This window comes from Caldimonas sp. KR1-144, from assembly GCF_049446155.1.
GTDB lineage: Bacteria > Pseudomonadota > Gammaproteobacteria > Burkholderiales > Burkholderiaceae_C > Rivibacter.
Genome location: NZ_JBMSEE010000005.1, coordinates 373,156 through 395,417 on the forward strand (window position 1 = coordinate 373,156; position 22,262 = coordinate 395,417).

26 protein-coding genes and 1 tRNA gene are annotated in these 22,262 nt (G+C 70.5%); 17 read left to right on the forward strand and 10 right to left on the reverse strand.

Annotated elements, in window-relative coordinates; genetic code table 11:
• Position 1: 1 nt before the first annotated feature.
• Complete coding sequence (locus ACO2TI_RS14555; RefSeq protein ID WP_423285322.1) at positions 2-913, reverse strand: DMT family transporter; 912 nt, start codon at positions 911-913, stop codon at positions 2-4.
• A gap of 39 nt (positions 914-952) precedes the next feature.
• The gene (gene lplT / locus ACO2TI_RS14560) at positions 953-2,230 is read right to left on the reverse strand and encodes a lysophospholipid transporter LplT (RefSeq protein ID WP_423285324.1); all 1,278 of its coding nucleotides are present in this window, start codon (positions 2,228-2,230) and stop codon (positions 953-955) included.
• Between the two features lie 245 nt (positions 2,231-2,475).
• Here lplT and alr point away from each other — a divergent pair, with 245 nt between their 5' ends.
• The gene (gene alr, locus ACO2TI_RS14565; RefSeq protein WP_423285326.1) at positions 2,476-3,582 is read left to right on the forward strand and encodes an alanine racemase; all 1,107 of its coding nucleotides are present in this window, start codon (positions 2,476-2,478) and stop codon (positions 3,580-3,582) included.
• Between the two features lie 40 nt (positions 3,583-3,622).
• The gene (locus tag ACO2TI_RS14570; protein WP_423285328.1) at positions 3,623-4,150 is read left to right on the forward strand and encodes a hypothetical protein; all 528 of its coding nucleotides are present in this window, start codon (positions 3,623-3,625) and stop codon (positions 4,148-4,150) included.
• Positions 4,151-4,196: 46 nt separating this feature from the next.
• Here the strand turns inward: ACO2TI_RS14570 and ACO2TI_RS14575 are convergent, their stop codons facing one another.
• The gene (locus ACO2TI_RS14575; RefSeq protein ID WP_423285330.1) at positions 4,197-5,672 is read right to left on the reverse strand and encodes a PLP-dependent aminotransferase family protein; all 1,476 of its coding nucleotides are present in this window, start codon (positions 5,670-5,672) and stop codon (positions 4,197-4,199) included.
• A 171-nt stretch (positions 5,673-5,843) separates the two neighbouring features.
• Between ACO2TI_RS14575 and ACO2TI_RS14580 the strand changes: the two genes are divergently transcribed.
• Genes ACO2TI_RS14580 through ACO2TI_RS14610 form a run of 7 tightly spaced genes read left to right on the forward strand, consistent with a single transcriptional unit; the run spans position 5,844 to position 9,971 of the window.
• Positions 5,844-6,167 carry a DUF2917 domain-containing protein gene (locus ACO2TI_RS14580; RefSeq protein ID WP_423285332.1) on the forward strand — a complete coding sequence of 108 codons (324 nt, stop codon included), beginning with the start codon at positions 5,844-5,846 and terminating at the stop codon, positions 6,165-6,167.
• A complete protein-coding gene (locus tag ACO2TI_RS14585; protein WP_423285334.1) occupies positions 6,143-6,634 on the forward strand; it encodes an acyl-CoA thioesterase in 492 nt (163 codons plus the stop codon). The genes ACO2TI_RS14580 and ACO2TI_RS14585 overlap by 25 nt, the downstream gene beginning before the upstream one ends.
• Complete coding sequence (gene arfB / locus ACO2TI_RS14590; RefSeq protein ID WP_423285336.1) at positions 6,628-7,047, forward strand: alternative ribosome rescue aminoacyl-tRNA hydrolase ArfB; 420 nt, start codon at positions 6,628-6,630, stop codon at positions 7,045-7,047. Before ACO2TI_RS14585 ends, arfB begins: the two co-directional genes overlap by 7 nt.
• Before the next feature lie 17 nt (positions 7,048-7,064).
• The gene (gene radA, locus ACO2TI_RS14595) at positions 7,065-8,429 is read left to right on the forward strand and encodes a DNA repair protein RadA (protein WP_423285338.1); all 1,365 of its coding nucleotides are present in this window, start codon (positions 7,065-7,067) and stop codon (positions 8,427-8,429) included.
• A complete protein-coding gene (locus ACO2TI_RS14600) occupies positions 8,426-8,770 on the forward strand; it encodes an antibiotic biosynthesis monooxygenase family protein (RefSeq protein WP_423285339.1) in 345 nt (114 codons plus the stop codon). The genes radA and ACO2TI_RS14600 overlap by 4 nt, the downstream gene beginning before the upstream one ends.
• Positions 8,770-9,585 carry a metallophosphoesterase family protein gene (locus tag ACO2TI_RS14605; protein ID WP_423285341.1) on the forward strand — a complete coding sequence of 272 codons (816 nt, stop codon included), beginning with the start codon at positions 8,770-8,772 and terminating at the stop codon, positions 9,583-9,585. The genes ACO2TI_RS14600 and ACO2TI_RS14605 overlap by 1 nt, the downstream gene beginning before the upstream one ends.
• On the forward strand, positions 9,582-9,971 hold the full coding sequence (locus ACO2TI_RS14610; protein ID WP_423285342.1) for a hypothetical protein: 390 nt from the start codon (positions 9,582-9,584) through the stop codon (positions 9,969-9,971). The genes ACO2TI_RS14605 and ACO2TI_RS14610 overlap by 4 nt, the downstream gene beginning before the upstream one ends.
• A 56-nt stretch (positions 9,972-10,027) precedes the next feature.
• On the opposite strand, the gene ACO2TI_RS14615 is transcribed toward ACO2TI_RS14610, so the two are convergent.
• Positions 10,028-10,570, reverse strand: coding sequence for a PEP-CTERM sorting domain-containing protein (locus tag ACO2TI_RS14615; protein WP_423285344.1), 543 nt, complete (start codon positions 10,568-10,570; stop codon positions 10,028-10,030).
• 295 nt (positions 10,571-10,865) lie between these two features.
• On the opposite strand from ACO2TI_RS14615, the gene ACO2TI_RS14620 reads away from it, so the two are divergent.
• Genes ACO2TI_RS14620 through ACO2TI_RS14645 form a run of 6 tightly spaced genes read left to right on the forward strand, consistent with a single transcriptional unit; the run spans position 10,866 to position 15,056 of the window.
• A complete protein-coding gene (locus tag ACO2TI_RS14620; protein WP_423285346.1) occupies positions 10,866-11,789 on the forward strand; it encodes a branched-chain amino acid transaminase in 924 nt (307 codons plus the stop codon).
• 26 nt (positions 11,790-11,815) lie between these two features.
• Positions 11,816-12,037, forward strand: coding sequence for a zinc-finger domain-containing protein (locus ACO2TI_RS14625; RefSeq protein WP_423285348.1), 222 nt, complete (start codon positions 11,816-11,818; stop codon positions 12,035-12,037).
• A 19-nt stretch (positions 12,038-12,056) separates the two neighbouring features.
• On the forward strand, positions 12,057-12,944 hold the full coding sequence (purU, locus tag ACO2TI_RS14630) for a formyltetrahydrofolate deformylase (protein WP_423285350.1): 888 nt from the start codon (positions 12,057-12,059) through the stop codon (positions 12,942-12,944).
• A 7-nt stretch (positions 12,945-12,951) separates the two neighbouring features.
• Positions 12,952-13,392, forward strand: a complete 441-nt coding sequence (locus ACO2TI_RS14635) for a YybH family protein (protein WP_423285351.1) — start codon at positions 12,952-12,954, stop codon at positions 13,390-13,392.
• Positions 13,393-13,450: 58 nt separating this feature from the next.
• A complete protein-coding gene (locus ACO2TI_RS14640; protein WP_423285353.1) occupies positions 13,451-14,464 on the forward strand; it encodes a YheT family hydrolase in 1,014 nt (337 codons plus the stop codon).
• Between the two features lie 31 nt (positions 14,465-14,495).
• Entirely contained in the window at positions 14,496-15,056 is a 561-nt protein-coding gene (locus tag ACO2TI_RS14645; protein ID WP_423285355.1) for a DUF2946 family protein, read from the forward strand.
• 60 nt (positions 15,057-15,116) lie between these two features.
• Here ACO2TI_RS14645 and ACO2TI_RS14650 read toward each other — a convergent pair whose 3' ends face one another.
• The gene (locus tag ACO2TI_RS14650; RefSeq protein WP_423285357.1) at positions 15,117-15,656 is read right to left on the reverse strand and encodes a c-type cytochrome; all 540 of its coding nucleotides are present in this window, start codon (positions 15,654-15,656) and stop codon (positions 15,117-15,119) included.
• Positions 15,657-15,838: 182 nt separating this feature from the next.
• Between ACO2TI_RS14650 and ACO2TI_RS14655 the strand changes: the two genes are divergently transcribed.
• Positions 15,839-15,914, forward strand: a tRNA-Arg gene (locus ACO2TI_RS14655).
• A gap of 135 nt (positions 15,915-16,049) precedes the next feature.
• Complete coding sequence (gene asd / locus ACO2TI_RS14660; protein WP_423285359.1) at positions 16,050-16,904, forward strand: archaetidylserine decarboxylase; 855 nt, start codon at positions 16,050-16,052, stop codon at positions 16,902-16,904.
• A 6-nt stretch (positions 16,905-16,910) separates the two neighbouring features.
• Here asd and ACO2TI_RS14665 read toward each other — a convergent pair whose 3' ends face one another.
• The 5 genes from ACO2TI_RS14665 to ACO2TI_RS14685 all read right to left on the reverse strand — a co-directional run bounded on the left by ACO2TI_RS14665 (position 16,911) and on the right by ACO2TI_RS14685 (position 22,257).
• Positions 16,911-17,675, reverse strand: a complete 765-nt coding sequence (locus ACO2TI_RS14665; RefSeq protein WP_423285361.1) for a LytR/AlgR family response regulator transcription factor — start codon at positions 17,673-17,675, stop codon at positions 16,911-16,913.
• A gap of 160 nt (positions 17,676-17,835) precedes the next feature.
• Positions 17,836-19,044 (reverse strand): DUF4382 domain-containing protein, encoded by a 1,209-nt coding sequence (locus ACO2TI_RS14670; RefSeq protein ID WP_423285363.1) that lies wholly within the window; start codon positions 19,042-19,044, stop codon positions 17,836-17,838.
• 102 nt (positions 19,045-19,146) lie between these two features.
• Complete coding sequence (locus ACO2TI_RS14675) at positions 19,147-19,932, reverse strand: class II glutamine amidotransferase (protein WP_423285365.1); 786 nt, start codon at positions 19,930-19,932, stop codon at positions 19,147-19,149.
• Between the two features lie 74 nt (positions 19,933-20,006).
• Complete coding sequence (locus ACO2TI_RS14680) at positions 20,007-21,245, reverse strand: NAD(P)/FAD-dependent oxidoreductase (RefSeq protein ID WP_423285366.1); 1,239 nt, start codon at positions 21,243-21,245, stop codon at positions 20,007-20,009.
• Positions 21,235-22,257 carry an MFS transporter gene (locus tag ACO2TI_RS14685; RefSeq protein ID WP_423285367.1) on the reverse strand — a complete coding sequence of 341 codons (1,023 nt, stop codon included), beginning with the start codon at positions 22,255-22,257 and terminating at the stop codon, positions 21,235-21,237. The genes ACO2TI_RS14680 and ACO2TI_RS14685 overlap by 11 nt, the downstream gene beginning before the upstream one ends.
• Positions 22,258-22,262: the final 5 nt, after the last annotated feature.

Sequence of the window (22,262 nt, forward strand, 5' to 3'; positions counted from 1 at the left end):
CTCAGTGCGCGTCGCTGGATTCCAGCGTCGCCAGCGCCGCGGCCGCGAGGATCAGCGCCCCACCCAGCAGCACGCCCGCCGACAGCGCCTGATCGCCGAGCAGCACCGCCGATCCCGCCGCGAACACGACTTCGCTGAGCATCACGACGGCCGTCGCGCTCGCGCGCAGGCGCGCGGCGCCGTACTGCAGCGAGAGGTTGGCGGCGAGGAAGGCGCCGGCCAGCAGCAAGGCCGGCAGCGTCCACGACCAGGCCGGTGCGGGCGGTAGCGGCACGTTGCCGAGCGCGCCGAGCGCCGCGGCGATGGCGCCGGCCACGACCACGCCACCAGCGAACATCGCCAGCGCGCGCGCCTCCGGCGGGCGGTGCGCTTCGCGCCGCAGCATCACGTTGTTGAGCGCGAAGCAAAAGCCCCCGGCGATGCCGAGCCAGTCCGACAGGCTCGAGGGCACGGGCCAGCCGGCACCCTCGGGCTTGAGCACGATCGCGGCGCCCGCGAGCGCCAGCACGACGCGCGCGAGCGCCAGCCGTGTCAGGCGCTCGTGCAGCAGCACGCGCGCGAGCAGCACCGCCCACAGCGGCATCAGATAAAACAGCAGCACCACGCGAACGACGTCGCCGATGCTGACCGCCCAGTTGAACGTGGCGTTGGTGCTGCCCGAGGCGAACACCAGGATCCACAGCACCGGCGTGCGCAGCAGCTGGCCGACCGATTGCGGCCAGCGGACGACGATCACCGCCGCCGCGATCACGTAGATCAGCGCGGTGGCCCACAGCGGGTGCAGGCCCAGGCCCTGCAGATGGCGAAACGGCCACCACGAGACGCCCCACACGAAGGCGTTGACGAGCAGGGCCGCGACGGGGAGCAGGGCCGACGGCGCGCGCGGCGCGGCGATCGAGGTGGTGGCGGACATGGGGCCGGGATTGTCCGCGACCGGCGCGGGTCTACAGGCTCAATGGGGATCGCGCCGCGCGATCTCCAGCAGGTGATCGACCTCTTCCTTGTGCTCGATCGTGTTGCGCTTGTGCCAGCGCCCGATCCACCACATCACGCTGGCGACCACCACGCCGAAGATCGTGATCGCGCCGAAGGCCGAGAGGCCGAAGCGCGTCATGCCGGTGTAGAACGCGCCCAGGCCGAGGATGCAGGCCTGCTCGTTGAAGTTCTGCACGGCGATCGAGCGGCCGGCGCCCATCAGGTTGTGGCCGCGGTGCTGCAAGAGCGCGTTCATCGGCACGACCATGAAGCCGCCGATCACGCCGAGCGCCACCAGGAAGGGCGCGGCGACCCAGACATTGCTGATCACGTTCATCACGATCACCAGCAGGCCCATCGCGACGCCCAGCGGGATCACGCGCGTGGCGTGCTCCAGGCGCATCCACACCGAGGCGACGACCGCGCCGACCGCGGTGCCGATCGCGACCACGCCGACCAGGGTCGACGACTGTGTCGTCGAGTAGCCCAGCGCCGCCGCGGCCCAGGCGAGCACGATGTAGCGCAGGTTTCCGCTCACGCCCCAGAACAGCGTCGTCGTTGCCAGCGAGATCTGGCCGAGCTTGTCGGCCCACAGGCGCGCGTTGCACTGGGAGAAGTCGCGCACCAGGCCGACCACGCCGTGCGCGAAAGGCTGCAGCGGTGCGTCCGTGCGCGGGATGTAGAGGTTGAAGATCGCCGCGATGACATACAGCACGACGATGGTGGCGATCGCCGCCTCCGGAGCGCTGTCGATGCCGGTGTTGATCATCGGCAGGTCGATCGACAGCAGCATCGGCGCGATCTGGCGGCCCATCAGCTGACCGCCGAGCACGACGCCGAGGATGATGGAGGCAATCGTCAGGCCTTCGATCCAGCCGTTCGCCTTGACCAGCTGCGAGGGCGGCAAGAGCTCGGTGAGGATGCCGTACTTGGCCGGCGAATAGGCCGCCGCACCGAGGCCGACGATCGCGTAGGCCATCAAGGGGTGCAGCGAGAACAGCATCAGCAGGCAGCCGACCACCTTGATGGTGTTCGACGCGAACATGACCTTGCCCTTGGGCACCGCGTCGGCGAAGGCGCCGACGAAGGGCGCCAGCACCACGTAGAACAGCGCGAACATCGGCACCAGCGCGGCGCGCTGCCACTCGGCCTGACCCGAGGTCCGAAGCAACTCCACCGCCGCGACGAAGAGCGCGTTGTCGGCCAGCGAGCTGAAGAACTGCGCCGACATGATGGTGTAGAAGCCTCGTTTCATGCGCCTTTCTTCGTCGCGAGCCGGGTTCGAGTTGCAGCGGTCGTGGTTCGTTCCGCTGTCGAGAAAGAGGCCGTCTACCGCGGCGCGGTTTATAGCATGCGGGTCTTGACGGCTTTTCGAGCGAAAGCCCGCATGCCGCCTCATCAGCGGGCCTGATCGGCGATGAAAATCACTGGCCGCAGCGGCGCCGGGCGCTTGGCCGCGAGCACACTAGCGGCCGACCGCGCCAACCGTTCGAACCCGACATGCCCCGCCCGATCCAGGCCCTGATCCATCCTGATGCACTGAAGCACAACCTCGAGCGCGCGCGCGCGTCGGCGATCGACGCGCGCGTGTTCGCGGTCGTCAAGGCCAATGCCTACGGCCACGGCATCGAGCGCGTCTACGAGGCGCTGCGCGGCGCCGACGGCTTTGCGCTGCTCGACCTCGCCGAAGCCGAGCGTGTGCGCGCTTTAGGCTGGCGCGGCCCGATCCTGCTGCTCGAAGGCGTGTTCGAGCCGCGCGACCTCGAGCTGTGCTCGCGCCTGAACCTGTGGCATGCGGTGCACTGCGAGCAGCAGATCGACTGGCTGGCGATGCACAAGACCCACCAGACACACCGCGTCTTCCTCAAGCTCAACAGCGGCATGAACCGTCTGGGCTTCACGCCGCAGGCCTTTCGCGCCGCATGGGCGCGGCTCGACGCGCTGCCGCAGGTCGACGAGATCTCGCTGATGACGCACTTCTCCGATGCCGACGGCTCGCGCGGCATCGCGCATGCGGTCGAGACCTTCGAGTCCGCCGCGCGCGATCTGCCCGGCGAGCGCAGCGTGGCCAACAGCGCCGCGACGCTGCGCCACGCCCAGGCGGCGGGCGTGCGCGCCGACTGGGTGCGCGCCGGCATCCTGCTCTACGGCTCGGCGCCCGATTTCCCCGAGCACGACATCGCGCACTGGGGCCTGGCGCCGACGATGACGCTGCGCTCGAAGTTGATTGGCCTGCAGCAGCTGCGCGGCGGCGACACGGTCGGCTACGGCAGCAGCTTCACCGCCGAGCGCGAGATGGCGATCGGCATCGTCGCTTGCGGCTACGCCGACGGCTACCCGCGCCACTGCGCGACCGGCACGCCGGTGCTGGTCGATGGCGTGCGCACGCGCACGGTGGGGCGCGTATCGATGGACATGATCGCGGTCGATCTCGAGCCGGTGCGCGCGGCCGGGCGCGACACCGGCATCGGGGCCGAGGTCACGCTGTGGGGCGAGGGGCCGCACGGCACGCGCCTGCCGATCGACGAGGTCGCGCGCGCGGCCGGCACCATCGGCTACGAGCTGATGTGCGCGCTGGCGCCGCGCGTGCCGGTGGCGATCGCCTGAGCCGCGCGGCGGGCCTTTTCGACGGCGCTACAGTGCGCCGATGGGCATCGCCGCCGTCTTCCCCCGCCGGCCGCAGGGCGCCTCGCCCGCGACGGGAACGCGCGCCCAGCTGTGCCGCCGCTTCGTGCGCCGCCAGGCACTCAAGGCCGCCGGCGTCTCCGCGCTGCCGGTGGCCGGCGTCGACCTGTTCGTCAACGGCAAGCTGCTCGCCAGCACGCTGGAGAGCATCAACCTCGCCTACGGGCTCAGCGCCGAGCAGGTCGCCAGATTGCCGGCGCCGCAGCGCAGCCAGGTCGAGGCGCTGGCGCGCGAGATCGGCAGCTACCTCGTCGGCCGCGCGCTCACGCAGACGCTGATGATCGGCGCGATGCGCGCGATCGGCGTGCGCCTGGGCGCGCAGCAGGCCGCCAAGCTCGTGCCGGTGGCCGGGCAGATCGCCTCCGGCGCGATCTCAGGCTGGCTGTTCAAGCGGCTGTGCGAGCGCCACATCGCGCATTGCGAGTCGATTGCGCAGGCGCTGCCGCAGCTGCCTGCGCCGGCCGATACGTGGCAGGTGCTGGACGCCTGAGCGTGCACTGGGCCCTCGCCCCGCTTGCGGGGAGAGGGGGCTGAAGTCAGGCTTGCAAGGCGTGCTCGGCCTGTCGCTGCCGCGACGGCGCCTCGGCCAGCTTCGCGACGATCTGCCCGAGCTTGCGCATCGACTCCTCCATGCGCGCCGACCACGGGTCGCCGTACTGCAGCCGGATGAAATGGTCGAAGCGGCGCGAGATGCTGAACGCCGCACCCGGCGCGACGCCGATGTGCGCCAGCCGCGCCAGCGCGAACACCTCGCGCGAGTCCACGTGCCGCGGCAGCTCGATCCACAGCATGAAACCGCCTTGCGGGATGCTGAGCCGGCAGCCCATCGGGAAGTGGCGCGCCACCGCGTCGGCCATCTGGTGCGCCTGCAGCTTGAGCGCGGCGCGCAGGCGGCGCAGGTGGTGGTCGTAGCCGCCGTCGCGCATGAACTGCGCCAGCACCTCCTGCTGCAGCATCGGGCTCGCGCACGAGGTGCGCATCTTCAGCGCCTGCGTCTTCATGAAGTGGCGGCCCGGCGCGATCCAGCCGATGCGGTAACCGGGCGCGACGGTCTTGGTGAACGAGGAGCACAGGATCACGTCGTTGTGCTCGTCGAAGCTCTTGAGCACCGGCGGGCGCTGGTCGCCGAAGTAGAGCTCGCCGTAGATGTCGCTCTCGATCACCGCGATGCCACGCTCGGCGCACAGCTGCACCAGCTGGCGCTTGTGCTCCACCGGCATGAGGCTTCCGCCCGGGTTCGGGAAGTGCGGCAGCAAGACGCAGGCGCGCACCGCGCCAGGAGTCTGCGTCGCGAAGTCCAGCGCCTCGAGCGAAATGCCGGCGCGCGGGTGGCTCGGGATCTCGAGCGCGCGCATGCCCAGGCTTTCGATCGTCTGCAGCAGGCTGAAGTAGGTCGGCGACTCGACCAGGATGGTCTCGCCCGGCGCGGCCACGGACTTGAGCGCCAGGTACAGCGCCTCCATGCCGCCGTTGGTGATGACGATCTCCTCCGGGCGCAGCTGTACCCCAGAACTCACCGCGCGGCGCGCGATCTGCTGGCGCAGCGCGGCGCTGCCGGCGATCGAGAACGTGGTGCCGTATTCGGGGTGGCGACGGTTGACGCTGGCCAGGATGGCCTGCAGCTTGGCCTCGGGCAGGAGGCTGCGCGCCGGCAGCGCCTGGAAGGCCGGCACGGCCTGCGGGTCCTCCATCGTCAGCAGGAACTCGTGCAGCACCTGGTCCATGCTGACGAAGCTGGCCGCGTCGACGCGCAGGTCCATCTGCGGCTCGGGCAGCGCCGGCAGGCGCGGGCAGACGAAGTAGCCGGACTTCGGGCGCGCCTGCACCAGGCCGCGGTTCTCGAGGTGGCGCAGGGCCTGCAGCGCGGTCGTGACGCTCACGCCGTGCTGCTGGCTGAGCTGGCGCACCGAGGGCAGCCGGTCGCCCGCGCGCAAGGCGCCGCCGGCCATCGCCTGCTCGACCTGGTTGGCGATCCGCTCGTACAGCGGCGCGTCGGCGTTGCTGTCATCCACGCCCCGATTGTGATCATCGGCGCGGCGCTTGTACCGGCACAGATGTGCCGATCAGTGGGTGGTACAGGCGGGGTCGCTGCGCATCTGTGCGGCTGCAGTTCAATTGGCGCTGGATCTGTTGCGACGATGGGCATCCCGGAACACTGGCAACCCAACTTCCGGGAGACTGCGATGCTCGAATTCCAACGTCCCGTCGTGCTGCAACTGGCCGCTGGCGAACTGCTGCAATGGCGCGAGCGCCGGCCGGTCTGGTTGAGCGTGGTGCAGGGCCGCGTCTGGGTGACGCGCGCCGGCGACCTCGACGACCACTTCCTCGACGCCGGCCAGACGATCCACCTGGCGCCCGGCGCGCGGGCGATCGTCGAGGCAGAGGGCCGCGCCCAGGTGAGCCTGGTGGAGCGGCCGTCGCTGCTGGCGCGTCTCGTCGGGCGCGCCGCGCTGCGCGTGCGCCCAGGCCCCACAATGCCGGCATGGACCTCCCTGCCCACCAGCTGACGATGACGGTGCTGATGACCCCGGACATGGCCAACTTCAGCGGCAATGTCCACGGCGGCACCATCTTGAAGATGCTCGACCAGGTGGCCTATGCCTGCGCCAGCCGTTACGCGGGGCGCTACGTGGTCACGCTGTCGGTCGACCAGGTGATGTTCCGCCAGCCGATCCACGTCGGCGAGCTGGTCACCTTTCTCGCCTGCGTCAACCACACCGGCACCTCGTCGATGGAAGTCGGCATCAAGGTGGTGACCGAGAACATCCGCACCCAGGTCGTGCGCCACGCCAACAGCTGCTTCTTCACGATGGTGGCGGTCGACGACGAGGGCAAGCCGACCCCGGTGCCGCCGCTGTCGCCGGCCCCCGGCGACGAGCAGCGGCGCTGGGAGGCGGCCTGCCAGCGCAAGGCGCTGCGCCGCGAACTCGACGAGCGCCAGCGCGGCATCCGGGCGCAAACGAGCGCGTGCTGAAGAGCCAGGCCGAGCGATTGCGCGCGCTCGTCGAGCGCGAGGCCGAGTTCAACGCGGTGCGCGCGCAAGGCGCGGGCGGTCAGAACGTCAACAAGGTGTCGAGCGCGGTGCACCTGCGCTTCGACATCGCGCGTTCGTCGCTGCCCGAGGCGCACAAGTCGCGCGTGCTGGCCTTGAAGGACCAGCGCATCGGCGACGACGGCGTGCTCGTGGTCAAGGCGCAGGAACACCGCAGCCAGGCGCGCAACCGCGAGGCGGCGCTCGAGCGCGTGGTCGAACTGCTGATGAGCGTGGCGCAACCGCCGCGCAAGCGGGTCGCGACGAAACCCACCTACGGCTCGCAACAGCGGCGGCTCGAGGGCAAGAGCCAGCGCGCGCAGGTCAAGGCCGGGCGGTCCAAGCGCTTCGACTGAGCGGCCACAATCCCCGCATGGCCAAGGACAAGACGATCTACACCTGCAGCGAGTGCGGCGGCACCAGCCTCAAGTGGCTGGGCAAATGCCCGCACTGCAACGCCTGGAACACGCTGGAGGAAACGGTCGCCGAGAGCGCGTCCGCCTCGAAGCACCGTTTCCAGTCGCTGGCGAAGAGCCAGCCGGTCGCGACGCTGGCCGAGATCGACGCGGCCGAGGTCGCTCGCACGCCGACCGGCATCGAAGAGCTCGACCGCGTGCTGGGTGGCGGCATCGTCGCCGGCGGCGTGGTGCTGATCGGCGGCGACCCGGGCATCGGCAAGAGCACGCTGCTGCTGCAGGCGGTGGACGCGCTCTCGCAGCAGATGCCGGTGCTCTACGTCACCGGCGAGGAAAGCGGCGCGCAGGTTGCGCTGCGCGCGCGAAGGCTCGGCCTCGAAGGGCAGCGCGTGCGCGTGCTGGCCGAGATCAACCTCGAGAAGATCCAGGCCACCATCGAGGCCGAACAGCCGGCCTTCTGCGTGATCGACTCGATCCAGACGCTGTACTCCGAACAGCTGACCTCTGCGCCGGGCTCGGTGGCGCAGGTGCGCGAATGCGCCGCGCAACTCACGCGCACCGCCAAGGCGGGCGGCTGCACGATGGTGCTGGTGGGCCACGTCACGAAGGAGGGCGCGATCGCCGGCCCGCGCGTGCTGGAACACATCGTCGACACGGTGCTGTACTTCGAGGGTGACACGCATTCGAGCTTTAGGCTCGTGCGCGCGATCAAGAACCGCTTCGGCGCGGTCAACGAGATCGGCGTGTTCGCGATGACCGAGCGCGGCCTGAAGGGCGTCACGAATCCGAGCGCGATCTTTCTCTCCACCCATGCCGAGCCGGTGCCGGGCTCCTGCGTGATGGTCACGCTCGAAGGCACGCGGCCGATGCTGGTCGAGCTGCAGGCGCTGGTCGACTCCGGCGGGCCGAGCCCGCGCAGGCTCAGCGTCGGCCTTGAGCGCGACCGCCTCGCGATGCTGCTGGCGGTACTGCACCGCCATGCCGGCATTGCCTGCATGGACCAGGACGTGTTCGTCAACGCGGTCGGCGGCGTGCGCATCAGCGAGCCGGCGGCCGACCTGGCGGTGATGCTGGCGATCCAGGGTTCGTTGCGCGGACGGGCATTGCCGCGCGGCTTCATCGCCTTCGGCGAGGTCGGCCTGGCCGGCGAGGTGCGTCCGGCGCCGCGCGGCCAGGAGCGGCTGAAAGAAGCCGCCAAGCTGGGCTTCTCGGTGGCCGTCGTGCCCAAGGCCAATGCGCCGAAGAAGCCGATCGAGGGCTTGACGATCCATGCCGTCGAGCGTGTCGAACAGGCGGTGGAGTTGAGCCGGGAGCTGGCATGACAACGAATCCTTTCGCACCGCGGCCCGAGCCGCCGTACTACGCGGTGATCTTCGCGAGCCAGCGCACGCCGGCCGAAGCCGGCTACGGCGAGACCGCCGATCGCATGGTCGAACTGGCCGCGCAGCAGCAGGGCTTCCTCGGCGTCGAGAGCACGCGCGGTGCCGACGGTTTCGGCATCACGGTGTCGTACTGGGCTTCGCTGGAAGCGATCGCCGCGTGGCGCGCGCATGCCGAGCACGTCATCGCCCGCGAGACCGGCCGCAAGCAGTGGTACACCGGCTACGAGCTTCGCATTGCCAAGGTCGAGCGGGCCTACGGCTGGCGCGCGCAGGAGCCGTGATGCGCATCGCGGTCGTATCCGACATTCACGGCAACTTGCCGGCGCTCGAGGCCGTGCATGCGGCGATCGAGGCGGCGGGCGTGGACCTGATCGTCAACCTCGGCGACATCGCCAGCGGGCCGCTGTGGCCCGCCGAGACGATCGACTGGCTGATGGCGCGCGACTGGCCCACGATCGCCGGCAACCACGAGCGCCAGGTGCTCGCGCCGGACCGCTCGCTCATGAGCGCAAGCGACGCCTACGCCGCCGCGCGGCTGAACGAAACCCACCGCGCCTGGCTCGCCTCGCTGCCGCCGACGTGCCGGCTGGACGTGGAGGTGTGGTGCTGCCACGGCACGCCGAAGAGCGATTTGCACTACCTGATGGAAACCGTGACCCCCAACCACCGGCGCAGCGTCGACTCCGGCCTGCGCGCCGCGAGCGCCGCCGAACTGTCCGAGCGCCTGGGCGACTGGCAGCGCGGCCCGGCGCTCGTGCTGTGCGGGCATACGCATGTGGCGCACGTCGCCCAGGTGCCGGGCGGGCCACTGGTCGTCAATCCGGGCAGCGTCGGCCTGCAGGCCTACGACGACATCCACCCCATGCCGCATGTCGTGCAAGCCGGCAGCCCGCACGCGCGCTGGGCGCTGCTCGAGCGATCGGCCGCCGGCTGGCAGGCGGCGCTGCAAGCCACGACCTACGACTGGCACGCCGCGGCCGACCAGGCCGAGCGTAACGGCCGCGGCGACTGGGCCGACGCACTGCGCAGCGGCTGGATGGGCCGCTACGAGTCCGACTTGCCGCGCGGCGCATCGGGCGCAGGAGCGCCAGCATGAACCACCGCCTCGGTTGGCTGCTGGCCGTGGTCGCGCTGGCCTTCGGTGCCTGGCGCTTCGGCTGGCAAGGCGCACTGCTGGCGGTGACGGTGGTCGTCTTCTGGCTGCTGCTCGACTTCTCGCGCTCGATGCGCGTGCTGCGCGCAGCGATGCAGCGGCCGGTGGGCCAGGTGCCGCACGCGCGCCAGTTCCAGCAGTCCCTGCGCAGGGGACTGACGACGGTGCAGCTGACCAAGCTGGCCGGCACGATCGGCGAGGTGGTCGACGACGGGGTGCCGGTGCTGCGCTGGCGCGACGCTTATGGCTACGCGCTCGACGTGCGCTGCCCGGGCGGGCGGGCCGAGAGCTGGACACTGCAAGTGCCCGCCAATGAACAAGGGGCCTGACGGCCCCTTGTGTTGGAGATCGATGCGAGCGCTCGCTGGCGTCGATAAGGTCTCGATCACGACTGCTGCTGGCGACGGCGGGCGATGAAGCCCAGCACGCCGAGGCCGGCCATCATCAGCGCATAGGTCTCGGGTTCCGGCACCGGGTTGGCCCAGACCGAGACGTGCGACAGGCCACCGACGGTCGGCGGCGCGAACGGGAACGAGTAGTTCAGCGAGGTGATGCCGGCGCCGGCATCGACCAGGTACAGCGCGTAGTAGCCGCCACCTTGGCCGCCGGTCTTCAGGCCGACGACGAGATCGCCGGCGACCGCCTGGTTGAAGGTGATCGTGCCGGTGCCGCCCGAGCCGGAGTAGCTGCCGAACGCGCTGGTGCCGCCTTCGATCTTGCCCAGGTACTCGGAGCTGTCGATGCCCCAGCTGGTCAAGGTGCCGGCGATCTCGCTTTCGAAGGTGGGCTGGTTGGTCCAGTCGTTGTAGCCGAAGCAGGCGGTGGCGCCGGCGACGTCGCTGAGCGCGCAGTCGATGGCATGGGCGGGGGCACTGAACAACGCGCCGACGCACGCGGCGGCCCCGAGGATCTTGTTGAAGCTACGCACGGTTCTCTCCTGTTATTGCGCTTGGGTATCGCGTCGACACCCGACGCGTTGGGTGGCGTGACATTACTCACGGTTACCAGGGCCAGCAATCCCGCGGCGGCGGTCCTCCCCGCCGATGCGGGGGCTGGGTTCAGACGGGCGGCCGGCAATCCCGGACGAGCGGCGTCCGGGCGTGGTGAACCCGACTCGACGTGCACCCGCACGCTTTGGTAGGGCTGCCGCAAGCGCTCCAGCGGACCCCTCGCACGAGGGCCCTCGTAGAATGCCGGGCTCCACGCCCGACGAAGGAACTCACATGTCGATGCACGACCGCGACGGCAAGATCTGGATGGATGGCCAGCTCGTCGACTGGCGCGACGCCAAGATCCACGTGCTCAGCCACACGCTGCACTACGGCTGCGGCGCCTTCGAGGGGGTGCGGGCCTACAACACGGCCAAGGGCACGGCGATCTTTAGGCTGCGCGAGCACACCGAGCGCCTGTTCAACAGCGCCAAGATCCTGCGCATGAAGATCCCCTTCACGCTCGAGCAGGTCGAGGAGGCACAGCGCCAGGTCGTGCGCGAGAACCAGCTCGAGAGCTGCTACCTGCGCCCGCTCACCTGGATCGGCTCCGAAAAGCTGGGCGTGAGCCCCAAGGGCAACACCGTGCACCTGATGGTCGCGGCCTGGGCATGGGGCGCCTACCTCGGCGAAGAAGGGCTCAAGCGCGGCATCCGGGTCAAGACCTCGAGCTACACGCGCCACCACGTCAACATCACGATGACGCAGGCCAAGGCGGTGAGCAACTACACGAACTCGATCCTCGCCAACATGGAAGCCACCGACGAGGGCTACGACGAGGCGCTGCTGCTGGACGCCTCGGGCTTCGTCAGCGAGGGCGCTGGCGAGAACCTGTTCATCATCAAGAACGGCGTGGTCTACACGCCCGACCTCTCGGCCGGCGCGCTCAACGGCATCACGCGCAACACCATCTTCCACATCTGCAACGACCTCGGCATCAAGCTGGTGGAAAAGCGCATCACGCGCGACGAGGTCTACATCGCCGACGAGGCCTTCTTCACCGGCACGGCGGCCGAGGTCACGCCGATCCGCGAACTCGACCGCATCGAGATCGGCCGCGGCTCGCGCGGGCCGGTGACCGAGAAGATCCAAAGCGCGTTCTTCGACATCGTCAACGGCCGCAACCCCAAGTACGCCGAGTGGCTGAGCCCGGTCTGAACCGCCGCATTCGAGAACAAGACACCATGAGCGCCCAACCCAACACCGAGCCCAAGTCGGTCGTCGAGGTCACGGCCGCGGACCTGCAAGGCCCCGGCGTCGTGTTCTGCCCGAACCCGAAGATGCCGTTGTGGAGCAACCATCCGCGCGTGTTCATCGACGTCGCGACGACCGGCGAAGGGCGCTGCCCCTATTGCGGCACGAGCTATCGCCTGAAGGCCGGCGAGCGCGTGCACCACGGCCACTGAGCGCGCAGCACCGGGCATCATGCAAGGCGCTGCGCGCGAGTTCGTCCTGACGCTGTCCTGCCGCGACGCCAAGGGCATCGTCTATGCGGTCTCGGGCCTGCTCTACCAGGCCGGCTGCAACATCCTCGACTCCCAGCAGTTCGGCGACGTGCAAAGCGACGACGGCACCGGGCTGTTCTTCATGCGCGTGCACTTCGAGGCGCCCGAGCAGCTGGCCGACTGCGCCTCGCTCGACAAGCTGTTCACGCATGTGCGCCAGCAGTTCGGCATGAGCGCGCGCTTTCATTCGCTGGCACGCAAGCCGCGGCTATTGGTGCTGGTCAGCAGGCACGGCCATTGCCTGAACGACCTGTTGTTTCGCTGCCAGAGCGGCACGCTGCCGGTGGAGATCGCCGGCGTGGTCTCCAACCATCCGGACTTCGAGGCCCTGGTGCGCAGCTACGGCCTGCCGTTCCATCACTTCCCGCTGGCCGCAGGCGCTTCGGCCGAGCACAAGCGCGAGCAGGAGCGCCGCATCGAGGCCCTGATCGACAGCGAGCGCGTCGACCTGGTCGTGCTCGCGCGGTACATGCAGATCCTCTCCGAGCCGTTCTGCGAGTTCCTGGCCGGGCGTGCGATCAACATCCATCACAGCTTCCTGCCCAGCTTCAAGGGCGCACGTCCGTATGCGCAGGCGCATGCGCGCGGCGTCAAGTTGATCGGCGCGACGGCGCACTACGTGACGCCCGAGCTCGATGAGGGCCCGATCATCGAGCAGGACGTCGAGCGCGTGGACCACACGCTCTCGCCCGAGGATTTCACCGCGATCGGGCGCGACGTCGAGAGCGTCGTGCTCGCGCGCGCGGTGAAGTGGCATGTCGAGCACCGCGTGCTGCTCAACGGGCACCGCACCGTCGTCTTCCGTTGAAGCCGCCATGCCGACCCGCCCCAAGGCTCCGCCCTCGAACCCCGACGACGTCGAGGCCACGTTCTACGAGGCGATGCAGCAAGGCGACATCGAGCTGCTGATGTCGGTGTGGTCGGACGACGAGGAGATCGCCTGCGTGCATCCGGGCGGGCCGCGCATGATCGGCGCCGCGGCGATCCGCGCGGCCTTCGAGGCGGTGTTCTCCAACGGCCCGGTCGACGTGCATCCCGACAAGGTCCGCCGCCTGCACACCCATGCCGGCGCGGTGCATCACGTGGTCGAGCGCGTGCGCATCCTCAGCGACCAGGGCCCGCAGTCGGCCTGGGCCATCGTCACCAACGTCTACGTCAAGACGCCGCAAGGCTGGCGCATGGTGCTGCACCATGCGAGCCCGGGCATGACGCGCGAGGTGCAGGAGATCAGCGAGGCGCCGTCCACGCTGCACTGATGATGTCGCCCACGGCCGACGTTGCGCGGCTGCGCACCAAACTTGCTTGAGGCAAGCCATGTCGGCCGTCATCGAAACCCCGTTGTCTCCTGCCGCCTGGGACACCGCCGGTGCCCCGCGCTGGCTGCGCGGCGGCAATGCGCAGACGATCTGGCCGGCGTTGTTTTCCAGGCGCTTCGAGGGTCCGCCGCCGGCCTTGCGGCGCGAGCGCTGGAACACGCCGGACGGCGACTTTGTCGATGTCGACTTCGGCGTCGACTGGGAGCACCTCGAGGGCGCGCCGATGCTGGTGCTGTTCCACGGCCTCGAGGGCTCGTCGTCCAGCCATTACGCGCAGGCCTTCGCCGACTGGGCGCGCCAGCACCGCTGGCGCTTCGCGGTGCCGCATTTCCGCGGCTGCTCGGGGGAGATCAACCTCGCGCCGCGCGCATACCACTCGGGCGACTTCGAGGAGGTCGGCTGGTTCCTCGCGCGATTGCGCCAGCGCGCCGGCGCGCCCGTGATCGCGGTCGGCGTCTCACTGGGCGGCAACGCGCTGTTGCGCTGGGCCGAGGAATCCGGCGACAGCGCCTCGGGCACCGCGCGCGCGGTGGCCGCGATCAGCTCCCCCATCGACCTCGCCGCCGGCGGCCACGCGATCTCGCGCGGCTTCAACCGCCACGTCTACACGCGCATGTTCCTGCGCACGATGAAGCCCAAGGCGCTGGCCAAGCTGGCGCAGCATCCCGGCCTATTCGACCGCGAGCGCCTGCTCGCCGCGCGCGACCTTTACGAGTTCGACGACATCTTTACAGCACCGGTGCACGGCTTTCGCGGCACCGACGACTACTGGGCGCGCGCCTCGGCCAAGCCGCACCTGAACGCGATCCGCATTCCGGCGTTGGTGCTCAATGCGCGCAACGACCCCTTCGTGCCGGCGGCCAGCCTGCCGCGAGCGTCCGAGGTCGGTCGCTTCGTCACGCTGTGGCAACCGGAGCATGGCGGCCACGTGGGCTTTGCCAGCGGCGCCTTTCCCGGCCACGTGATGGGCCTGCCGCAGGCGGTGATGGGCTGGATGCGAAACCTCGGCTGAGGTTCAGGGCGCCGGGGCGCACAATTTGGCCATGGACGAGATCGTCAAGGCGGCGCTGAAGAAGTGGCCCAACGTGCCGGCCTGCCGGGGCTGGCTCGGCCTCGACGCGCGCGGCGACTGGTACATGCGCGACGACCGCGTCCAGGCCGCCGGCCCCTTCCCGCAGGTCAAGGGCAGCCGGTTGCTGCACGACAAGCTGCGCGAGTTCATCGGCCGCAACTACGAGGCCGACGAATCGGGCTGCTGGTTCTTCCAGAACGGGCCGCAGCGCGTCTACGTCGAGCTCGAGGCGGCGCCCTGGGTGCTCGGCGTGCAGCGCAGCGGCGCCGCGTTTGCGCTCAGCAGCCACACCGGCCGCGATGCCACAGCGGTGGAAGCCGCCTGGCTCGACGAGCACGGCCGGCTGTTCCTCGCCACCACACTCGGCCTGGGTCTGGTCCGCTCGCTCGACATGGACGCCGCGGCCGACGCGATCCAGGCCGGCCTGTGGTCGCCGCAGGCCATCCGCTTCGCCGAGCTGACTTCACGCTACGGCGTGGTGCTCAGTCCGCAACAGCAAGAGGCTTCGGGCAAAGAAAAAGCCGGTCAGTGACCGGCTTAGCGGAGCAAAAAGCCGGTCAGTGACCGGCTTGTCTCGGCAGCAGGCGTCGGCTTACTTCGACGCCGCCGAGGCCGCGGCGGCGGGCGCCTTGGGCTCTTCGAACTTGGCGCCGCCGGCGTTGGCCATGTAGACCACCGCGCGGCCGATCTCCAGGTCGCTGAAGTCGCCGCCGCCTTGCGGGCCCATCGCGCCCTTGCCCTTGAGCGCCGAGGTCAGCAGCGCCTCGTAGCCGGTCTTGACGCGCGCGCCCCACGCTGCGGCGTCGCCGAACTTCGGCGCACCGGCCACGCCGGCCGCATGGCAGGCCGAGCACTGGGCCTTGAAGACCTCTTCGCCGCTCTTGAGCGCGGCCGTGTCCGACGCATCCTTGACGACGACCTTGCCGACCGGCTGGATGCGCGCGGCCACCGCTTCGGCGCCGAGGCCTTCGCTGCCGGCGCTCGGCTTGTTGCCCGCGTCGACGAAGTTCACCAGCAGGATGATCGCGATGATCGGCACCAGGAACGCGGCCAGCACCGCCACGGCGAGCTGCTTGGGCGTGCGGATCGGGCCTTCGTGATGGTCGGTGTGCTGGGGCGTTGCGTCGCTCATGGACTTCCTCTTGGGGCTCGCGCTTTGCGCGCGGGCGGATTCGGCAATGCGGGCTATGCGGGGTGGGGCGTGCGCGGCAGCAGGCTGCGCCGCGCAAAACCCGCAGATTATAGGGACGTGGGGCGCCGGACTGACTTGCGCGGCGGCCCGCGCAGGGGCCCTCGGCTACACTTGCGCTCTTCGCGCCCGTAGCTCAATGGATAGAGTACTGCCCTCCGAAGGCAGGGGTTGCTGGTTCGATCCCAGCCGGGCGCGCCACGCGGGAGCGTGGGCAGCGCCACCATCGCCGATGGCACCCAGTGCGGCCGAAGCCTCGCCGATCGGGTTTGGTATCGTCGGCGCCCCTCATACCCCGGGCCGCCCACGCGAGCGGCCGGCGTCCGCTCCTTCGCCATGCTGCCTCCCCTGTCCGTCCTGCCGCAGTACCTGCTCCCGAAACAGTGGCTCACCGTGCTCGCCGGTCGCGCCGCGGGTGCGCAGCTCGGCGGCGTGACGACGTCGGCGATCAGGCGCTTCATCGCGCGCTACGGCGTCGACATGAGCGAGGCGGAGCTGTCGGACCCGAGCGCCTTCGCCAGCTTCAACGAGTTCTTCACGCGCGCGCTCAAGCCCGGCGTGCGGCCGATCGCGCCTGCGCCCTTCATCTGCCCGGTCGACGGCGCGATCAGCCAGTTCGGCGCCATCGACCAGCACCGCATCCTGCAGGCCAAGGGCCATCACTACACGACGACCACGCTGCTGGGCGGCGATGCGGCGACGGCCGCGCCGTTCGAGCACGGCAGCTTCGCGACGCTGTACCTCAGTCCGCGCGACTACCACCGCATCCACATGCCCTGCGACGGCCGGCTGCGACGCATGATCCACGTGCCGGGCGACCTGTTCTCGGTCAACCCGGTCACCGCCGCCGGCGTGCCGGGGCTGTTCGCGCGCAACGAGCGGGTCGTGTGCCTGTTCGAGGGCGAGCATGGGCCCTTCGCCTTGGTGCTGGTGGGCGCGACCATCGTCGGCAGCATGGCCACCGTGTGGCACGGCGTCGTCAACCCGCCTCGGCCGGGACGCATACGCGAATGGCGCTACGACGAGGCGCCGGTCGTCTTGCAGCAAGGCGATGAGATGGGCCGCTTCCTGCTCGGCTCGACCGTCGTGCTGCTGTTCCCGGACATCGGCCTGCGCTTCAACCCGGCCTGGCAGCCGGGCGGCGCGATCCGCTTCGGCGAGGCGATGGCGCAGCTGCCCGCCGGCGATTGAGGCGCCTCACCGCCCCCTGAACTGATCCTGCAACGGCCGCGCGACCGGCAAGCGCTCGGCACGCTCGCGCAGCGTCAGCGTCATCTGTCCGTCGTCGGTGCGCAGTGCCCCGGTGATCCAGCGCTCGTTGACGATCGCGAAGCGGTTCACCTGCAAGAAACGCTGCGGATCCAGCCGCGGCAGCAGCTCTTTCAGCGGCACGCGGACCAGCGTCTCGCCGCCGCGATGCACGACGCGCGTGTAGCGCGCATCGGCCTCGAAGAAGATCACCTCGGCGACCGGGATGGCCTCGGTCTCGCGGCCCACGCCGGCTTGCAGCACCTCGAGCGGCGCCGGCGCGCGCTGGCGCGCGACGAGCCGCGCCAGCAGCGCCTGAAGATCCGGCGGCGGCTCGTGCAGGCGTGGCTGCTGCAGGCGCTCGACGATGGCGCGCAGCGGCTGCTCGTCGACCGGCTTGAGCAGCACGTCGACGGCGGCGGAAGCAAAGGCGTCGAGCGCGTGGTCGCCCGGCGCGGCGACGAAGACGATGTGAGCGCGCGCGCCGATGCGCTGCGCGACGTCCAAGCCCGTCAGGATGGGCATGCGTACGTCGAGAAAGACGAGCCGCGGCTCGTGCACCAGCCAGGCGTCCCAGGCTTCGGCGCCGTCGGCGGTCTCGGCCACGATGCGCAGGTCGGGCCAGCAGCGCGCCAGCGCGTGGCGCAACTGCTCGCGAGGCGCTTCCTCGTCGTCGGCGATCAGCGCGGTGGCGGCGGGCGGGGGCAGGTTCATCGGGCGACGACGGCGGCGGGCTCGGCGCGCAGTGTCGCAGGACGCCGAAGGCGCCGGCCCCCGCGCTTCGGTGATCGAGCGGCACGCGCCGGCCGGCCGGAAGCGGCAACGCCGGCACGGCGCCGAGGGCGGCCGTGCCGGCGTCGGGTGACGCGGCGCTTCAGAACGAGAAGTTGATCCCCGTCGCGTCGGCGCTGCTGATGTCGGCAGGCTTGCTCTGCAGCGGCAGACCGCTGACGCCGGCTTCGATCGTGTACTTGCCGACCACGGCGCTCGCGCTGTCGGCGGTGAAGGTGTAGCTGGTCGTCCCGGCCGCCCAGGTGGCCTTGCCCGGCGCGCTGGCCGGCAGCGAGAAGGTGTAGGCGACGGTGGGCGCCGTGTCGTCGAACACCTGCTGCGCCGCGACCTCGACGGTCGGGCCGCCGGTCAGCGTCTGCAGCGCGCGCAGGGTGGCCTCGATGCTGGTGGCCGGCGCTGCGAGCGTGGCGCTGCCGGCGACGCTGCGGTAGGTGGCGCCCGTCGCGGGCACCAGCGGCGTGGCGCTGGTGCTGACGATCGTGCGGCCGCTGCCCACCGTCACGCCGGCGAGCACCGCGGTCGAACGCGTCGGCGCCGTGATCACGACGTCGTAGGTGCCCGGCTCGATCGGCCACAGCATGAAGCTGCCGTCGTCCGCCGCGACGGTCGACTTCACGACCACGCCGTCTTGCTGCGCGGTGACGACCGCGCCGTCGGCGGCCGGATCGACCACGCCCTCGATGTCGCTCACCGGGTTGAGCGATGCGGTGATCACCGGCTTGAGCAGGTACTTGCCCGAGTTGCCGGCCTTGACGATGGACTTGCAGGCGTCGAAGTCGAACACGACGTCGGCCAGGCCATTGGCCTCGACGGTGGCGTGGATGTTGAGCTTGACGCCGCTTTGCTGGCCGCTGGGCGTCGTGAGCGCAATCTCGTCGGTGTCGCCGGTGAGCACCAGCGCGTTCTCGATCGGCGCGGCGTTGTCGTTTGCCGCAAGCACCAGGCGCACTTGGCTGTAGGTGCCCGCCGGCAGCGGCAAGGTGCCGAGGTTCTCGGCCACGCCGTTTTGCAGCGTCAGCAAGTCGACGCGGCGCGCGGGGCTGAGCACCAGCTCGGACCAGCCGCTGTCGCCGTCCTCGGCATTTGCATCGCGGTGCACGCGGATGCGGTCGATCGTGACGTAGACGTGGTCGGCACCGCAGCTCGGCGCATCGGTCAGCGCGAAGCGCATCGAGCCGGTGCCGCCGTTGCCGTCGCTGCCGCCGCCGCAGGCAGCGAGCACGACGGCAAGGCCGCCGCCGACGAGGAGCGACGCGACGCGGCGTCGGGTGAGGGCGTACAGGTTCTTCATGGCTGTCTCGATGGTGCGGGTCTGGACCGACCCAGACCCGGCACGTTGTCACGCACGCTGCCCATGGGCAACGCTCGTGCCGGTGTCGATTGCAACCAGGGGCTACGCGTGCCGCGCGAACGGTCGCTTGGGGGTGACGAGCGGCGCCCCGTCAGCGAAGGTCAGCAACTGTCCCGCCTCGAAAGCGACCCAGGGCTCGTCGGCCGTCAGTGGCTCGGTGACCACGATCGCGACGCGGTCACGCGGCGTCGTGTGCTCGGCGAAGTCGACCGTGACGTCGGCGTCCTGCAGCCGCGCGGCGCGAAACGGGTGTTCGCGCACCAGGTAGTGCAGCTTGGTCGAGCCGTGCGCCCACAGTGCCTGGCCGTTGCTGAGCACGAAATTGAACGCGCCGTGCCGCGCGACCGGGGCGACCAGCTCGCGCAGCGTGTCGGACAGGTCGGTGACGCTGGGCACCGAGGCGTGGTTCTTGGCCAGCTCCTGCAGCAGCCAGCAGAACGCGCGCTCGCTGTCCGTGTCGCCGACCGGGCGGAACGCCGCGTGCAGCTTGGGCCGGAAATCCTTCAGGTCGCCGTTGTGCGCGAACACCCAGTAGCGGCCCCACAGCTCGCGCACGAAGGGGTGGGTGTTCTCCAGCGCAACGCGGCCCTGCGTGGCCTTGCGGATGTGGGCGACGATGTTGTCGCTCTTGATCGGGTAGCGCCGCACCATCTCGGCGATCGGCGAGCTGTTCGCGCTTTGGTGGTCGACGAAGCAGCGCACGCCGGGGCCTTCGAAGAAGGCGATGCCGAAGCCGTCCTTGTGCTCCTCGGCGCGGGTCGAGAAGCCGGTGAAGCTGAACACGATGTCGGTCGGCGTGTTCGCGTTCATGCCGAGCAGCTGGCACATGGGAGCAATGCGTTTCAGGGATCTTGCACGCCAGTATCGCGCCGGCGCGAGCCCTCCCATAGTGTTAACAGGCCCTAGACGGGGAGGAACAACCGCAGGATGCCGCGCGCGCTGACCAGGTTGCCCGGATTGCCGGTTTCCTCGAGCACGCCGGCCATGCGCCGCAGCACCCTCGCGCTGCGGCCGGCGCGCCAGATCAGCAGGTCGGCCAGCCACGGGTGGTGGTTGACGCGGTTGGCGCGCTCGTAGAGATCGAAGCGCGGCTTGAGCCGGCCGATCGCGGCCTCGTAGCGCGCGCGCAGCGCGCCGTCGTCGAGCCTTTCGTCGCGCGCGGCGAGCAGCGCTTCGGCCGCGAGCAGGCCGGTTTCCATTGCCTTGCCGATGCCTTCGCCGGTGAATGAGTAGGTGCTGCCCACCGCCTCGCCGGTGACCAGCAGGCCCGGGCGGCTCAGGCGCGCGCCTTCGAGCGAGCAGCGCAGCGGCGCGCCCTTGAGCTCGCCTTGCAGCGTGCCGCCTTGCATCAGCTCGCGCGCCGGCGCGTAGACCTCGCAGAAGGTGGCGAACAGCTCGCGCAGGTTGAGGTCTTCCATCGCCAGGCGCCCGCCGTCGCCGGCGCGCTCGTGGCTGTGCGTGAGGCCGACGCCGATGTTGAACAGGCCGCCGGACGCGGGAAAGATCCAGCCGTAGCCGCCGCGCAGGCGGCGGTGCCAGACGACGTCGAGCGCGCGCAGCCGCTCGGCCATCGCGTCGTTGCGCACGTAGCCGCGCAGCGCGACGCCGCTGGGCGTGCGCCGTTCGCACATGCCGGCGGCGATCAGCGCGTGCGGCACCGCGCCGGTGGCCAGCACCACGTGCGGCGCGCGCAGCTCGCGCGACTCGCCGGCCAGCTTGAGCCGCGCGCCGACCACGCTGCCGGCGTCCTCGATCGGCCCCTCGAAGCGCGCCGGTGCCGCCAGCCGCGCACCTGCCGCGACCGCGGCGCGGCACAGGATGTCGTCGAGCTGCCGGCGCGGCAGCACCGCCAGGCGCCCCGGCACCTCGACGCGCCCGCCCCGCGGGCCCACGCAGCCGACGTGGCTGGCGCGCTGCGCGACGGCCATCACCTCGTCGAGCACGCCCAGGCGCGCGAGCGCGCGGTGCGCGTCGGGGATCAGCGCGTCGCCACACACCTTGTCGCGCGGGAAGGCGTGCTGGTCCGCCAGCACCACCTCCACGCCATGGCGCGCGAGCCACAGCGCGCAGGCGCTGCCGGCCGGTCCTGCGCCGACCACGAGGACCTCGGTGTGATTCGGAAGGCTGCGGTCATCGAACACGTGTGTCTCCCATGCGCCAGGCGGCGATCGCGGCCAGGCCGCACACCGCCGCGATCATCCAGAAGGTCTGCGCGAACGCCACGTGCGACGAATCCGCCGCGTGCGCGCGCAGCCGCCATTCGAGCACGATGCCGACCGCACTCACGCCGACCGCGCCGCCGAGCTGGCGCAGGAAGTTGATCGCGCTGGCCGCCTGCGGCAGCAAGGCGGGCTCGGTGCGGCGCACCGCGGCCAGGTTGAGCGATGGCAGGATCAGCCCCAGGCCGATGCGCCCGACGATCGCGATCGTCACCAGCGCCCACAGTGCCGTGTCCGGCGCGACGCCGGCCATCAGCGCGAACGACGCGGCCGGCAGCAGCCCGGCCGGCAGCAGCGCCGCACCGGCTTCGGTGGGCCGGAAGTGCAGCGCGTTCTGCATGAACACCGGCACCAGATAGGTCGAGCCGAACAGGCCCATGCCGTAGATGAAAGCTACGATCGCGCCCATCGCGAAGCCGCGTTCGCGAAACAGCGCCGGCGCGAGCAGCGGGTGCGCCGCTCGCCGCTGTCGCAGGACAAAGGCCACCAGCGCCACCAGCGCGACGCCCAGCAGCGCCAGGCCTTGCACCGGCGCCTGGCCATGCAGATGAACCAGCCCGTTGAGCAGTGCGAGGATCAGCACCGCCAGCATCGCGAGTCCCGGCAGGTCGAGCGCGACATCGCTGCCGCCCGGCGTGCCGCCGCCGGGCCGCGCATGCGGCAGGTAGCGGCGCGCCAGCAGCGCCGCGAGCGCGCAAAACGGCAGCACGAAGAAGAAGATCGAGCGCCAGCCGAAGTGTTCGACCAGCACGCCGCCGACGCTCGGGCCCAGCGCCGGCACCGCGACGTTGACGATGGTCGACGCGAGGATCGACGCGACGGTGCCGATCATCACCGTCAGCACCACCAGCCAGCGAAAGCGCGCGCCGTGGCGCGCCTTGAGCGCCTCGAGCGAGTCGGGCGCGTGGACTTCGGGGGCGGGCGTGGCGCTCATCGCGG

Bases quoted from the DNA above. Each gene is read 5' to 3' on its own strand.
- ACO2TI_RS14555 (WP_423285322.1), bottom strand. From the start codon at position 913: ATGTCCGCCACCACCTCGATCGCCGCGCCGCGCGCGCCGTCGGCCCTG.
- lplT (WP_423285324.1), bottom strand. From the start codon at position 2,230: ATGAAACGAGGCTTCTACACCATCATGTCGGCGCAGTTCTTCAGCTCG.
- alr (WP_423285326.1), top strand. From the start codon at position 2,476: ATGCCCCGCCCGATCCAGGCCCTGATCCATCCTGATGCACTGAAGCAC.
- ACO2TI_RS14570 (WP_423285328.1), top strand. From the start codon at position 3,623: ATGGGCATCGCCGCCGTCTTCCCCCGCCGGCCGCAGGGCGCCTCGCCC.
- ACO2TI_RS14580 (WP_423285332.1), top strand. From the start codon at position 5,844: ATGCTCGAATTCCAACGTCCCGTCGTGCTGCAACTGGCCGCTGGCGAA.
- ACO2TI_RS14585 (WP_423285334.1), top strand. From the start codon at position 6,143: ATGGACCTCCCTGCCCACCAGCTGACGATGACGGTGCTGATGACCCCG.
- radA (WP_423285338.1), top strand. From the start codon at position 7,065: ATGGCCAAGGACAAGACGATCTACACCTGCAGCGAGTGCGGCGGCACC.
- ACO2TI_RS14600 (WP_423285339.1), top strand. From the start codon at position 8,426: ATGACAACGAATCCTTTCGCACCGCGGCCCGAGCCGCCGTACTACGCG.
- ACO2TI_RS14605 (WP_423285341.1), top strand. From the start codon at position 8,770: ATGCGCATCGCGGTCGTATCCGACATTCACGGCAACTTGCCGGCGCTC.
- ACO2TI_RS14610 (WP_423285342.1), top strand. From the start codon at position 9,582: ATGAACCACCGCCTCGGTTGGCTGCTGGCCGTGGTCGCGCTGGCCTTC.
- ACO2TI_RS14620 (WP_423285346.1), top strand. From the start codon at position 10,866: ATGTCGATGCACGACCGCGACGGCAAGATCTGGATGGATGGCCAGCTC.
- ACO2TI_RS14625 (WP_423285348.1), top strand. From the start codon at position 11,816: ATGAGCGCCCAACCCAACACCGAGCCCAAGTCGGTCGTCGAGGTCACG.
- purU (WP_423285350.1), top strand. From the start codon at position 12,057: ATGCAAGGCGCTGCGCGCGAGTTCGTCCTGACGCTGTCCTGCCGCGAC.
- ACO2TI_RS14635 (WP_423285351.1), top strand. From the start codon at position 12,952: ATGCCGACCCGCCCCAAGGCTCCGCCCTCGAACCCCGACGACGTCGAG.
- ACO2TI_RS14640 (WP_423285353.1), top strand. From the start codon at position 13,451: ATGTCGGCCGTCATCGAAACCCCGTTGTCTCCTGCCGCCTGGGACACC.
- ACO2TI_RS14645 (WP_423285355.1), top strand. From the start codon at position 14,496: ATGGACGAGATCGTCAAGGCGGCGCTGAAGAAGTGGCCCAACGTGCCG.
- ACO2TI_RS14650 (WP_423285357.1), bottom strand. From the start codon at position 15,656: ATGAGCGACGCAACGCCCCAGCACACCGACCATCACGAAGGCCCGATC.
- asd (WP_423285359.1), top strand. From the start codon at position 16,050: ATGCTGCCTCCCCTGTCCGTCCTGCCGCAGTACCTGCTCCCGAAACAG.
- ACO2TI_RS14665 (WP_423285361.1), bottom strand. From the start codon at position 17,675: ATGAACCTGCCCCCGCCCGCCGCCACCGCGCTGATCGCCGACGACGAG.
- ACO2TI_RS14670 (WP_423285363.1), bottom strand. From the start codon at position 19,044: ATGAAGAACCTGTACGCCCTCACCCGACGCCGCGTCGCGTCGCTCCTC.
- ACO2TI_RS14675 (WP_423285365.1), bottom strand. From the start codon at position 19,932: ATGTGCCAGCTGCTCGGCATGAACGCGAACACGCCGACCGACATCGTG.
- ACO2TI_RS14685 (WP_423285367.1), bottom strand. From the start codon at position 22,257: ATGAGCGCCACGCCCGCCCCCGAAGTCCACGCGCCCGACTCGCTCGAG.